Origin of the sequence: Burkholderia sp. BCC1999 (assembly GCF_905339975.1) — a bacterium.
GTDB lineage: Bacteria > Pseudomonadota > Gammaproteobacteria > Burkholderiales > Burkholderiaceae > Burkholderia.
This window is the reverse complement of record NZ_CAJPHP010000018.1, coordinates 73,185-86,526: the sequence shown is the minus strand read 5'-3', so window position 1 is coordinate 86,526 and position 13,342 is coordinate 73,185. Positions and strand designations below refer to the sequence as shown.

The window sequence follows — 13,342 nt, the reverse complement described above, 5'->3', positions numbered from 1 at the left end:
CTCGGGATCCTTCTGCCATCACGCGGTCGCGAGCCACGCGACACGGCGGCATGCATCGCCCGCCAGGTCGGCCGCGTCGAACGGAAACTCGATGCCGCGCGGCGCGTACGGCGGCAGCGCCGCGAGCACGCCGGTCACGAGCGCGTCGTCCGGCGCCGGCGCGGCCGCGAAACGGCGCGCGCCCTCGCCTTCGACGGCCTTGCAATGAATGTATTCCACATGCGGCGCGAGCACCTGTGCGCAATCGAGCGGCGCTTCGCCCGGCCACTGCCAGTTGCCGATGTCGAACGTCATCCCGAGCGCGTCGCGCAGGCCGGCCGCGGCCAGCGCGTCGAACAGCCCGCGGAACTGCGCGAGCGCGCCGCCGACCGGAAGCTGACCATTCTCGACCACCACGCGGGCCTTCGCGACGCGCGACAGCGCGACGATGTCGGCCGCGTGCGCATCGCCGGTAAAGCCGCCGAGCTGGAATTTGACGAAGCGCGCGCCGAGCGCGTCGGCTTCCGCGAGCGCGTCGCGCAATGCATCCGCGTCGAGCGCGCCCGTTTCCGTGTACAGCGTCGCCGGCGTCGAGTAGACCGACCACAGCCCATGGGCGGCGATCTGCGCGCCGAGCGTGGCCAGCGCGCCGGGAGTCGCGTCGTCGTCCGACGCGAACAGTTCGCGCCGCACCTCGAAACCGGTCGCACCAGATGCCGCCACGGTTGCGACGAATGCGCTGTGGCCTTCCTGACGCACGCGGTCCATCCCGAATGCGCTCGCCACGATCACGATGTCTGCCATTTTGCCCTTTTTAACCGGAATGGAACCGGTTCCATTTGCTTGAGACGGATGGTGCGCCTCGCGTCAGGCCCACGCCATAGAGGAAATCCCTAAGATAGTGCACCACGCAGGACCTGGCCCGACGGCGCGCAACACGTGTTCCCGGGGCGGCTTCGGCCGCTCAGGCGAGATCCTGCGCGAGACTCATGTCGAGGAATTGGGCGGCCACGCGCGACGGCGCGCCGCCGTGCGGCACCAGAATGGAGAAATGTCGTGTGAGCGGGGCCGGCGCGAACGAGCGCAGCACCAGCGCCGCATCCTGATGACGCAGCGACATCGCGGACACGAACCCGACGCCCATCCCTGCGCGCACGGCCTCCTTCACGGCCTCGACACCGGCGATCTCGAACGCGACGCGCATCGGCGCGCCGCCCTGCGCGAACGCGCGCTCGACGAGCTGCCGCACGGCGGAGCCCTCCTCGCGCAACACGAGCGGATGCGCGGCGAGCGCGTCGAGCGTCACCCCCGCGTCGTAGCCGGGCGCGGCCAGCGGATGGCCGGCCGGCACAATCGCGACGATCTCGTCCTCGTGCCACGCATGGACGGCCGTGCCGGGCGGCAGCGCCTCGCCGGGCGGCCCCTCGATCAGCGCGATGTCGAGCGACGCCAGCGCGGCCACCACGTCGGCCGTATTGCCGCTCATCGTCTGGATCGTCACGCGCGGCGCGAGCGGCTGGAACGCCGCGATCAGATAAGGCAGCAGGTAGCTCGCGGGCGTCGTGCTCGCGCCGATGCGCAGCGTGCCGGCCTCGAGGCCGCGCACCGCGTCGCGAAACGCACGCGCCTGCGCGAACGTGTCGCGCTGCGCCTTCGCGTACTGCGCGAGCTGCTCGCCGACCGGCGTCAGGCGGATGCCGCGGCCGTCGCGCTGGTACAGCGGCTCGCCGAATTCGTCCTGCAGCAGCCGCAACTGGCCCGACACGGCCGGCTGCGACAAATGCAGCGCCACGGCGGCGTGGCTGATGTTCAGGTGTTCGGCAACGGCGGCGAACGTTATCAGTTGATCCGGGGTCATTGGGATAAATTATCGGCTTTCCGGATAGTTTACGTCACAAATCACAATTTTTCATATAGATATAACGAAATTAGGATTACAGCATCGCAACACGTTCCATCACGGTGCTTCCATGTCCACTGCTCCGACTCCCCATCTCAGCCATGCCGCGCCGTCGGTGCGCGGCCAGTTGAACGGCGTGCTGTTCGTCGCGCTGTTCGCCGCCGCCGTCACGAGCCTGTCCCAGCTTCCCGCGATCGCGGGGCTCGGCCTGTCGCCGCTGATCGTCGGCATCGTCGCCGGCGCGCTGTACGGCAACGCGCTGCGCGACGGCATGCCGGCCAGCTGGGCGGCCGGCGTCAACTTCTCCGCGCGCAAGCTGCTGCGCATCGCGGTCGCGTTCTTCGGGTTGCGCGTGAGCCTGCAGGAAATCGCGCAGGTCGGCCTGCCGGGCCTCACGGTGTCGGTGCTGGTCGTCGTCAGCACGCTCGTGATCGGCACCTGGGCCGGCATGAAGATCATGAAGCTCGACCGCGATTCCGCCCTGCTGACCGCTGCCGGCAGCGCGATCTGCGGCGCGGCGGCCGTGCTCGCGTTCGAATCGACGCTGCAGTCGAAGCCGCACCAGAGCGCGATGGCCGTGGGCAGCGTCGTGCTGTTCGGCACGCTGTCGATGTTCCTGTACCCGATCGCCTATCACGCCGGGCTGCTGAACCTCGATCCGGCCGGCCTCGGGCTGTTCTTCGGCGGCACGATCCATGAAGTCGCGCAGGTGGTCGGCGCGGCGAGCGACATCAGCCCGCAGGTCGCGCACGTCGCGACGATCGTCAAGATGACGCGCGTGATGCTGCTGGTCCCCGTGCTGCTGGTGCTCGGCTGGTGGCTCGCCCGCTCGGCTCGCGCAACGGCCGGCGGCGCGCAAGACAAGCGCAAGGTGGCGGTACCCTGGTTCGCGCTCGGTTTCCTCGGCTTCGTGATCGTCAATTCGCTGAACGTGCTGCCGACGGACGTCACGCATACGCTGAACGTGCTCGACACCTTCGCGCTGACGATGGCGATGACCGCGCTCGGCATCGAAACCCGCGTGGCGCAGATCCGCGCCGCCGGCCCGCGGGCGCTGATGACCGGCCTGATCCTGTACGTATGGCTGATCGTCGGCGGCTACGGGATCACCTGGGGCGTCCAGCACTGGCTTGGCTGAGTTGCCCGCCCGTGACACTTCGCGCGCCGCGCCCGACGGGATGGTCCCGCGGGCGCGGCGCAATGCTATGCTTCGCGTCGTTTTCCATCGCCCTCTTTCAGCCGTGCTCTCGTTCCTGCTGAAGCTGCGCACTCGCGCCCAAAAGCTGTTCCGCCTGTCGGACGCCCATACGATGCTGATCTGGTCGGCCATCGTCGGCGTCGGCGGCGCCTTTGCCACGATCGCGTTCCGCGAAGGCATCGACCTGATGCAGCACCTGATCTCCGGGCAAAGCGGCAGCTTCGTGCAGATGGCCAAGCGCCTGCCGTGGTACGTGCGGTTCTGGATGCCGGCCGCGGGCGGCTTCCTCGCCGGCTGCGTGCTGCTGCTCGCGACGCGCGGCGACAAGCAGGCCGGCAAGACCGACTACATGGAATCGGTCGCGCTCGGCAACGGCGTCGTCCCCGTGCGGCAGAGCCTGTGGCGCAGCGTGTCGTCGCTGCTGACGATCGGCAGCGGCGGCTCGATCGGCCGCGAGGGCCCGATGGTGCAGCTCGCGGCGCTCGCCGCGTCGCTCGTCGGCCGCTTCGTGCACTTCGACCCGCCGCGCCTGCGCCTGCTGGTCGCCTGCGGGGCGGCCGCCGGCATCACGTCCGCGTACAACGCGCCGATCGCCGGCGCGTTCTTCGTGTCGGAAATCGTGCTCGGCACGATCGCGATGGAGAGCTTCGGGCCGATGGTCGTCGCGTCGGTCGTCGCGAACATCGTGATGCGCGAATTCGCCGGCTACAAGCCGCCGTACGAGATGCCGGTGTTTCCGGCCGTCACGGGCCCCGAGGTCCTGCTGTTCGTCGTGCTCGGCGCGCTGTGCGGCGTGCTCGCGCCGCAGTTCCTGCACCTGCTCGACGCGTCGAAGAACCAGTTCAAGCGGCTGCCAATGCCGCTGCCCGCGCGGCTCGCGCTCGGCGGCCTCGTCGTCGGCGTGATCTCGGTGTGGACGCCGGACGTATGGGGCAACGGCTACAGCGTCGTGAACCAGATCCTGCATTCGCCGTGGACCTGGCAGGCGCTCGTCGCGGTGCTCGTGTTCAAGGTGATCGCAACCTCCGCCACGGTCGGCTCGGGCGCGATCGGCGGCGTGTTCACGCCGACGCTGTTCGTCGGCGCGGTGTTCGGCTCGCTGTTCGGTCTTGCAATGGAAGCGGTGTGGCCCGGCCATACGTCGGCCTATTTCGCTTACGCGATCGTCGGGATGGGCGCGTTCATGGCGGGCGCCACGCAGGCGCCGCTGATGGCGATCCTGATGATCTTCGAGATGACGCTGAGCTATCAGGTCGTGCTGCCGCTGCTGGTGTCGTGCGTGTTCGCGTATTTCGTCGCGCGCGCGACGGGCACGACGTCGATGTACGAAATCATGCAGCATCACCAGCAGGATGCGCAGGAGCGGCTGCGGCTGCGCACCACGCAAATGCGCGAGCTGATCCAGCCCGCGCAGACGGTCGTACCGCTCACGGCGAGCGTCGCCGACATGACGCGCGTGTTTCTCGAATATCCGGTGAAGTACCTGTACGTGACGGACGATGCCGGGCGGTTTCGCGGCGCGGTCGCGCTGAAGGACATCACGTCGGACCTGCTCGACAAGCGCGACACGACCGACAAGACGGCCGCGCACTACGCGCATACGCCGTTTCCGCTCCTCACGCCCGACATGCCGCTCGCCACCGCGCTCGAACGCTTCATGGCGTTCCAGGGCGAACGCCTGCCGGTGATCGAAAGCGAAGCCGAGCCGACGCTCGCGGGGGTCGTCTACAAGACCTCGCTGCTCGACGCGTACCGCAGGATGACCGGCGAGCGCTGACGCGCGCCGCCGCATCGCCCGCGCCGGTCAGTCCGGCGCGCGCCCCAGCACGACCCGCGCGAAGAATCCCGCCAGCACCGATTCGGCCACGTCGGCCGATACGTGCTGCGGATCGGCCGTGTAGTACGACTGCACGCCGTCGCACAGGCACATCAGCCCGAACGCGAGCGTGTCGGCCGGCAGCAGCAGCGGCGTACCGGCCCGTTCGGCGAAGCGCTGGATGAACTCGGCCATCTGCACGCGCTTGCCATGCAGGAACTGGTTGAAGCGCACGCGGAACTTCGCGTCGCGCGCCGCCTGCAGCTTCGCCTCGCCCCACAGCAGCGAATATTCGTCGTCGCGAAACAGCGTGCGGTAATACGCGAGCGACATCGATTCCATCTGCTCGCGCGATCCGCCACCTTCGAAAATCGCCTCGAAGTCGGCCCGCACCTCCGCGTGATCGCGCTCCAGCAATTCCAGCAGCAGGTCGGACTTGCTGCGGAAGTTCGAATAGAACGCGCCGCGCGTATAGCCGGCCGCCGCCGCGATGTCCTCGACGCTCGCGGCCACATAGCCTTTCTTCAGAAAAATGCGATGCGCGGCTTTCAGCAGACGTTCGCGCGTCTGGTCCCTGCTCTGCTCGCGAGTTAAGCGCTGTGGTTTCATGGCGCGCAGTCTAGCACCCTTTCCCTTTCAGATTCATCTTTGCATTCAGATACAGGTATGTATTAGAATTCGCCACAGTTTCTGAATCTGTTGTGCGCGCGCCCTGCCGGCGCCGCTTGGGGCAAGCGCCCGCCGCGCTTGCCGGCTTCGTTCCGCTCCACCTCACCTGGGGGTTTCGTGAATCGCTCCGGTTCCCGCGCCGCGCTGCTGATCGGCGCCGCGCTCGTCCTTGCCGCCTGCCACCCGAAAGAATCCGCGCCGCCCGCCCCGCGCCCCGTCGTCGCGCTGCCCGCGCAGGCCGACACCGCCGGGGCCGCGCGCACGCTGCCCGGCGACATCCAGCCGCGCTACGCCACCCCGCTGTCGTTCCGCATCGCCGGCAAGATCGTCGAGCGCAAGGTCCGCCTCGGCGACACGGTCAAGGTCGGCCAGGTCGTCGCACTGCTCGATCCGTCCGATGTCGAGAAAAACGCCGCGAGCGCACAGGCGCAGCTCGATGCCGCAACGCACAGCCTCGCGTTCGCGAAGCAGCAGCTCGACCGCGATCGCGCGCAGGCGCAAGAAAACCTGATCGCGACCGCGCAACTCGAACAGACCCAGAACAGCTATACGTCGGCGCTCGCGCAGCGCGACCAGGCGCAGCAGCAGCTCGCGCTCGCGAAGAACCAGCTCCGCTACGCGACACTCGTCGCCGATCACGCTGGCTACATCACCGCCGAACAGGCCGATACCGGCCAGAACGTGTCGGCCGGCCAGCCCGTCTACCAGCTCGCGTGGTCGGGCGATGTCGACGTCGTCAGCGACGTGCCCGAGGCTGCGCTCGCGTCGCTCGCGCCCGGCCACGCGGCGACCGTCACGCTGCCGTCGCTGCCGGGCCGCCAGTTCGCGGCGAAGGTGCGCGAAATCGCGCCGGCGGCCGATCCGCAAAGCCGCACCTATCGCGTGAAGCTGACGCTCGCCACACCCGACCCGGCCATCCGGCTCGGGATGACCGCGAACGTCGCGCTCGACGGCGCGCCGGCCTCCGGCGACGCACAGCCGGTCACGCTGCCCGCGACCGCGCTGTTCCACGACGGCGCGCAACCGGCCGTATGGGTCGTGCGCACGAAGGACGACACGCTCGAATTGCGCCGCGTCGAGGTCGCGCGCTTCAACGAGCGCACCGTGACCGTGTCGCACGGGCTGCAGCCGGGCGAGCGCGTCGTGCTGCAGGGCGTGCATACGGTCAGCGCGGGCGAGAAGGTACGCCCGATCGCGCCGCTGCATCCGGAGGACTTCGCATCGTGAGTACGCCGCACGAAGAAGGCCGTTTCAATCTGTCGGCGTGGGCGTTGCGCCACCAGGCGCTCGTCGTCTACCTGATCGCGCTCGCGACGCTCGCGGGCATCCTTGCCTACACGCGCCTCGCGCAGTCCGAAGACCCGCCATTCACGTTCCGCGTGATGGTGATCCGCACGTTCTGGCCCGGCGCGAGCGCACGGCAGGTGCAGGAACAGGTGACCGACCGGATCGGCCGCAAGCTGCAGGAAACGCCGGCCATCGACTTCCTGCGCAGCTATTCGCGCCCCGGCGAATCGCTGATCTTCTTCACGATGAAGGATTCGGCGCCGGTGAAGGACGTGCCCGAGACCTGGTACCAGATCCGCAAGAAAGTCGGCGACATCGGCTATACGTTGCCGCCCGGCGTGCAGGGCCCATTCTTCAACGACGAATTCGGCGACGTCTACACCAACATCTGGACGCTCGAAGGCGACGGCTTCACGCCCGCGCAACTGCACGACTACGCCGATCAATTGCGCACCGTGCTGCTGCGCGTGCCGGGCGTCGGCAAGGTCGACTACTTCGGCGACCCCGACCAGCGGATCTTCATCGAGGTGAACAACGCGCAGCTCACGCGCCTTGGCATTTCGCCGCAGCAGCTCGGGCAGGCGATCAACGCGCAGAACGACATCTCGTCGGCCGGCGTGCTGACGACCGCCGACGATCGCGTGTTCGTGCGGCCGAGCGGCCAGTTCGACAACGTCGACGCGATCGCCGATACGGTGATCCGCATCAACGGCCGCACGTTCCGGCTCGGCGATCTCGCGACCGTCAAGCGCGGCTACGACGACCCGGCCGTCACGCAGATGCGCGCAAGCGGCCGTGCCGTGCTCGGCATCGGCGTCACGATGCAGCCAGGCGGCGACGTGATCCGGCTCGGCAAGGCGCTCGACGCCGAATCGAAGGACCTGCAGGCGCAACTGCCGGCCGGCCTCAAGCTGGTCGAGGTGTCGAGCATGCCGCACGCGGTCGCACATTCGGTCGACGACTTCCTCGAAGCCGTCGCCGAAGCCGTCGCGATCGTGCTGGTCGTGAGCCTCGTGTCGCTCGGACTGCGCACCGGGATGGTCGTCGTGATCTCGATTCCGGTCGTGCTCGCGGTCACGGCCCTGTTCATGTACATGTTCGACATCGGGCTGCACAAGGTGTCGCTCGGCACGCTCGTGCTCGCGCTCGGGCTGCTCGTCGACGACGCGATCATCGCGGTCGAGATGATGGCCGTGAAGCTCGAACAGGGTTACACCCGTGCGCGCGCCGCCGCGTTCGCATACACCAGCACCGCATTCCCGATGCTGACCGGCACGCTCGTCACCGTATCGGGCTTCCTGCCGATCGCGCTCGCGAAATCGAGCACCGGCGAATACACGCGCTCGATCTTCGAGGTGTCGGCGATCGCACTGATCGCGTCGTGGTTCGCGGCCGTCGTGCTGATCCCGCTGCTGGGTTATCACATGCTGCCCGAGCGCAAGCGGCACGCGCACGAGGCGCACCTGCCCGACGACCACGAGCACGAAATCTACGACACCCGTTTCTACCGGCGGCTGCGCGGCTGGATCGACTGGTGCATCGAGCGGCGCTTCGTCGTGCTGCTGATCACGGGCGCCCTCTTCGTCGTGTCGCTGATGGGCTTCTCGCTGGTGCCGCAGCAGTTCTTCCCGAGTTCCGACCGGCCCGAGCTGCTGGTCGACCTGCGGTTGCCCGAAGGCGCGTCGTTCGCGGCGACGCTGCGCGAGACCGAGCGCCTCGAGAAAGTGATCGACAAGCGCCCCGAGATCGACCATTCGGTGAACTTCGTCGGCAGCGGCGCGCCGCGTTTCTACCTGCCGCTCGACCAGCAGCTGCAGTTGCCGAACTTCGCGCAGTTCGTGATCACCGCGAAATCGGTCGAGGATCGCGAGAAGCTCGCGACCTGGCTCGAAACCACGCTGCGCGACCAGTTCCCGGCCGTGCGCTGGCGCCTGTCGCGGCTCGAAAACGGCCCGCCGGTCGGTTATCCCGTGCAGTTCCGCGTGAGCGGCGACAGCATCGCGACGGTCCGCTCGATCGCCGAGAAGGTCGCGGCGACGATGCGCGGCGACGCGCGCACGGTCAACGTGCAGTTCGACTGGGACGAGCCGGCCGAGCGCTCGGTGCGCTTCGAGATCGACCAGAAGAAGGCGCGCGAGCTGAACGTCACGTCGCAGGACGTGTCGAGCTTCCTCGCGATGACGCTGTCCGGCACGACCGTCACGCAGTATCGCGAGCGCGACAAGCTGATCGCGGTCGACCTGCGCGCGCCGAAGGCCGATCGCGTCGACCCCGCGAAGCTCGCCGGCCTCGCGTTGCCGACGCCGAACGGCCCCGTGCCGCTCGGCTCGCTCGGGCGCTTCAAGCCGACGCTCGAATACGGCGTCGTGTGGGAGCGCGACCGCCAGCCGACCATCACCGTGCAGTCGGACGTGCGCGCCGGCGCACAGGGCATCGACGTCACGCACGCGGTCGACGCGAAGCTGAACGCGCTGCGCGCGCAGCTGCCGGTCGGCTATCAGATCAACATCGGCGGCTCGGTCGAGGAAAGCGCGAAGGCGCAGAAGTCGATCAACGCGCAGATGCCGCTGATGGCGATCGCCGTGTTCACGCTGCTGATGATCCAGCTGCAGAGCTTCTCGCGCGTGCTGATGGTCGTGCTGACCGCACCGCTCGGGCTGATCGGCGTGGTCGCCACGCTGCTGCTGTTCGGCCAGCCGTTCGGCTTCGTCGCGATGCTCGGCGTGATCGCGATGTTCGGGATCATCATGCGCAACTCGGTGATCCTTGTCGACCAGATCGAGCAGGACATCGCCGCCGGCCACGGCCGCATCGACGCGATCATCGGCTCGACCGTGCGGCGCTTCCGCCCGATCACGCTGACGGCCGCGGCCGCCGTGCTCGCGCTGATCCCGCTGCTGCGCTCGAACTTCTTCGGGCCGATGGCGACCGCGCTGATGGGCGGCATCACGAGCGCGACCGTACTGACGCTGTTCTACCTGCCCGCGCTGTATGCGACGTGGTTCCGCGTGAAGCGCGACGAGCGCGACCCGCAGGATGGCCCGCCACCAGGCGGCAGCACGCCGGCCGCGCCGTCGGGAGCCTGACCATGGATCGATCGATGACCCTGAAAACGAAAGCCGTGCGGGCGCTCGCGGTGGCGAGCCTCGCCGGCCCGCTCGCGGGCTGTTCGTGGTTCGCGCCGAGCGGCGAGCCGCCCGCGATGCCGTCGCCCGCGCACTACGGCAGCGTGCCGCAAGTACAGCAGACCGTGGCCGCGCAAGGCGTCGCGCAGCAGTTCGAGGTCGGCGCGCAGCCGGTGCCCGACTGGTGGAAACAGTACCGCTCCGATGCGCTGAACGCGCTCGTCGACGAAGGGCTGCGCAACAGCCCGACGCTCGGCGCGGCGTCGCATTCGCTGGATGCCGCGCGCGAACAGTTGCGCGGACAGATCGGCAGCTCGATGCTGCCGTCGATCGACGCGGGCGGCCAGGCCACGCGCCAGCGCGCGCTCGGCGTGCCGATTCCCGCGCTCGGCGCGCCGACGCTGCTGTACGACACCTTCGTCGGGCAACTGCAGGCGAGCTACACGGTCGACCTGTTCGGCGTGTCGCGCTTCGCGAACCGCGCGCTCTCGAAACGCGTCGACGTCAGCGCGTTCCAGCTCGAATCCGCGCGACGCGCGCTGGCCGCCAATATCGTCACCGCGTCGATCACGGTGTCGGTGCTCAACGCACAGATCAATACGACCGAGCGGCTCGTCGCGCTCGCGAACGACCAGGCGCACGATGCCGAACGCCGCTACGCGCTCGGTTCGGCATCGCGCAGCGACGCGCTGAACGCGCGACAAAGCGCCGACGCGTTCGCGGCGAGCCTGCCCGCGCTGCGCCAGCAGCGCGACTCGGCGCGCCACGCGCTCGCGGTGCTGGTCGGCCGCACGCCCGACCAGCCGCCGGCCGACCTCACGCTCGCCGATCTGCACCTGCCCGAACAGGTGCCCGTCGTCGTGCCGTCGGACCTGCTGAAAAGCCGCCCGGACATCCAGGCGGCCGATGCGGGGCTGAAGGCAGCGGCGGCCGAAGTAGGCCTCGCGACCGCGCAGATGTTCCCGCAGCTGTCGCTGTCGGCGGCGATGGGACAAGGCGGCTTCAGCTGGCCGACGATGCTGTCGGGCGCCGGCGCGATCTGGAACGTCGGCGCGTCGCTGAGCCAGCCGATCTTCCACGGCGGCGCGCTGCTCGCGCAGCGTCGCGCGGCGAAGGCGACCTACGAGGCCGCGGTCGACCAATACAAGCAGGCCGTGCTCGGCGCGTTCCAGAACGTCGCCGATTCGCTCGCGGCGCTCGAACACGATGCGGAAGCCCTCGATGCGTCGTCGCGTGCCGCGCTTTCCGCGCGCGGCGCATACGACGACGCGGCCGCCCGCGTGCGGCTCGGCGCGTTGCCGCCGTCGGCTGCGCGCGCGAGCGAGCTGCAGTACCGCAATGCGCGGCTCGACGAGATCCGCGCGACCGGCGCGCGGTTCGCCGATACCGCACGGCTTTACCAGGCAATGGGCACGCCGCCGACCGGCAAGGACGGCAAAACCGATAAAACCGGCAACACGGCCGGCGACAGCGCGACCGCCCACGAAGCACGCGCCGCCACGCCCGACGCCGCGCCTTCGCCGCAATAAGCCGGCCCGTCGATCGGGCGCGTGCGGCACCCCTGCGCGCGCCCGAATGCCGAACTTCCGCTTGACCCTCACGTAGCGTAACGTTCGAGACTCCAGTGTGCGTACCGAACGGAGGAACGAATGCGACTGAAAGTGGGAGAACTGGCGAAACGCAGCGGGCTGACCGTCCGCACGCTTCATCACTATCACGCGATCGGTTTGCTGACGCCTTCGGCGCGCGCCGACAACGGCTACCGGCTGTACGACCGCCACGACATCGCCCGGCTCCACCAGATCCAGGCGTTGCGTCGCTTCGGCCTGTCGCTCACCGAAATCGGCGATCACCTTAACCAGCCTGGCACCCCGCTCGTCGAGCTCGTCGCGAAGCAGATCGCGCTGCTCGACCGTCAGCTTGCGCAGACCGCGCAGCTGCGCGAACGGCTCGTGACGCTGCATGCGCAGCTCGCGGCGGGCACGGAGCCGGAACTGGCCGATTGGCTCACCACACTGGAGTTGATGACCGTGTACGACAAATATTTCTCCGAGGAAGAACTCGCGCGCATGCCGATGTACCGGAAGAGCCAGGCGGGCGACGCGGAATGGATCGCGCTCGTCGGCGAGGTCCGTGCGCTGCACGACGCGGGCGTGCCTGCCGAAGACGAGCGCACCCGTACGCTCGCCGCGCGCTGGATGGCGCTGCTCGTGCGCGACACGAACAACGATCCGCGGCTGCTGGCGAAGCTGAACCTGATGCATCAGCACGAACCGGCGATGCAGTCGAAAATCGGCATTTCGACCGAGCTTCGCGACTATGTGCTGCGTGCGTCGTCGGAAACGAAGATGCGGATCTTCGAGAAGTATCTTGCCCCGGACGAGATCCGTTTCATGCGCGCGCACTACGGCGAACGCGCGATGGAATGGCCGCAGCTGATGGGCGACGTGCGCGACGCGCTCGAGTCCGGTGTGAAAGCCGATTCTCCGCAAGGCCGCGCACTCGCGCAACGCTGGCTCGAGCTGTTCTGCAGCTACGCGGGCCACGATCCGGCCACGCATGCGAAATTCCGCGCGGCGCTGGTGAACGAGCCCGCGCTGACGAAGGATTCGTGGACCGACGAAACGCTGATCGGTTTCGTGCGCGAGGCGATGGCGCAGCTGGCGCCTGCGCGCTGAGCCTGTGACGAAACGGGCGGCACGCGGATTTCGCGCGCCGCCCGCCTCGCATGGACGAGCGGCGATTCATTATTGCCCGACATGCTCACCGTGTTTCAACCTGTGCGTTGCGCGCGCCACGCCCCGATACCGGCCTAGTCGTAATCGCGCGCGCTGATCTCGCGCCAGTGCTTCGTCATGTAGCGCAGAAACGCCGGTTGCGCCTTCAGGTCCGCGTTCGGCACGGGCGCCGCGCCGCCGTCCATGAACTTGCCCTTGACCGTGACGGTTTCCTCGCCGCGCAGCACGTACTTCGTGCCTGCGTCGATCAGGAAGTATTTCACCTGATCGGCACTGACATCGCCGCGGCAGCCGATCTTGTACGCGAACAGGAACTGCTTGCGCCCGTTGCCGAGCACGTCGCGCATTTCGATCGACTTCGGCACGACATCGAGGATCACGTCGACCGGGCATGCCTTCACATAGTCGCGCACGGTCCAGTCGGGCCGGCCGTCGAGCGTCGCCGTCACCTTCAGCTCGACGTCGTCGCCCGACTCGGTTCTGGCCAGCGTCACCGCGTGCGCGCCGGCCGCATCGGTCCACGCGTATTCAGCGGCCTGCGCCGGGTTGCACAGCACCGCGGCCGCGAGAAACAGGCAAGGCGAAAGGTAACGTCGTTTCATCGGCGAAGAGGCAGGAACGGAACGCGCC

The 13,342-nt window shown here is 68.5% G+C and carries 10 protein-coding genes; 6 read left to right on the top strand and 4 right to left on the bottom strand.

Annotated elements, in window-relative coordinates; genetic code table 11:
* Positions 1-18: 18 nt before the first annotated feature.
* Complete coding sequence (locus tag U5809_RS24670) at positions 19-783, bottom strand: sugar phosphate isomerase/epimerase (RefSeq protein WP_322088442.1); 765 nt, start codon at positions 781-783, stop codon at positions 19-21.
* 160 nt (positions 784-943) lie between these two features.
* Entirely contained in the window at positions 944-1,837 is an 894-nt protein-coding gene (locus tag U5809_RS24665) for a LysR family transcriptional regulator (RefSeq protein WP_322088441.1), read from the bottom strand.
* 112 nt (positions 1,838-1,949) lie between these two features.
* Here U5809_RS24665 and U5809_RS24660 point away from each other — a divergent pair, with 112 nt between their 5' ends.
* Both U5809_RS24660 and U5809_RS24655 read left to right on the top strand, forming a co-directional pair.
* The gene (locus tag U5809_RS24660; protein ID WP_322088440.1) at positions 1,950-3,017 is read left to right on the top strand and encodes a YeiH family protein; all 1,068 of its coding nucleotides are present in this window, start codon (positions 1,950-1,952) and stop codon (positions 3,015-3,017) included.
* 103 nt (positions 3,018-3,120) lie between these two features.
* Positions 3,121-4,854 carry a ClcB-like voltage-gated chloride channel protein gene (locus U5809_RS24655; RefSeq protein ID WP_322088490.1) on the top strand — a complete coding sequence of 578 codons (1,734 nt, stop codon included), beginning with the start codon at positions 3,121-3,123 and terminating at the stop codon, positions 4,852-4,854.
* 27 nt (positions 4,855-4,881) lie between these two features.
* On the opposite strand, the gene U5809_RS24650 is transcribed toward U5809_RS24655, so the two are convergent.
* Positions 4,882-5,502 (bottom strand): TetR/AcrR family transcriptional regulator, encoded by a 621-nt coding sequence (locus tag U5809_RS24650; RefSeq protein ID WP_282505085.1) that lies wholly within the window; start codon positions 5,500-5,502, stop codon positions 4,882-4,884.
* Positions 5,503-5,679: 177 nt separating this feature from the next.
* Here U5809_RS24650 and U5809_RS24645 point away from each other — a divergent pair, with 177 nt between their 5' ends.
* From U5809_RS24645 to U5809_RS24630, 4 genes are all read left to right on the top strand, one after another.
* Positions 5,680-6,789: an efflux RND transporter periplasmic adaptor subunit gene (locus U5809_RS24645; protein ID WP_322088439.1), complete on the top strand. Its 1,110-nt coding sequence runs from the start codon at positions 5,680-5,682 to the stop codon at positions 6,787-6,789.
* The gene (locus U5809_RS24640) at positions 6,786-9,935 is read left to right on the top strand and encodes an efflux RND transporter permease subunit (protein ID WP_322088438.1); all 3,150 of its coding nucleotides are present in this window, start codon (positions 6,786-6,788) and stop codon (positions 9,933-9,935) included. Before U5809_RS24645 ends, U5809_RS24640 begins: the two co-directional genes overlap by 4 nt.
* Positions 9,936-9,937: 2 nt before the next feature.
* Positions 9,938-11,503, top strand: a complete 1,566-nt coding sequence (locus U5809_RS24635; protein WP_322088437.1) for an efflux transporter outer membrane subunit — start codon at positions 9,938-9,940, stop codon at positions 11,501-11,503.
* Between the two features lie 120 nt (positions 11,504-11,623).
* Entirely contained in the window at positions 11,624-12,652 is a 1,029-nt protein-coding gene (locus U5809_RS24630; RefSeq protein ID WP_322088436.1) for a MerR family transcriptional regulator, read from the top strand.
* Positions 12,653-12,786: 134 nt separating this feature from the next.
* On the opposite strand, the gene U5809_RS24625 is transcribed toward U5809_RS24630, so the two are convergent.
* Positions 12,787-13,314, bottom strand: a complete 528-nt coding sequence (locus U5809_RS24625) for a M949_RS01915 family surface polysaccharide biosynthesis protein (RefSeq protein WP_322088435.1) — start codon at positions 13,312-13,314, stop codon at positions 12,787-12,789.
* Positions 13,315-13,342 lie beyond the last annotated feature (28 nt).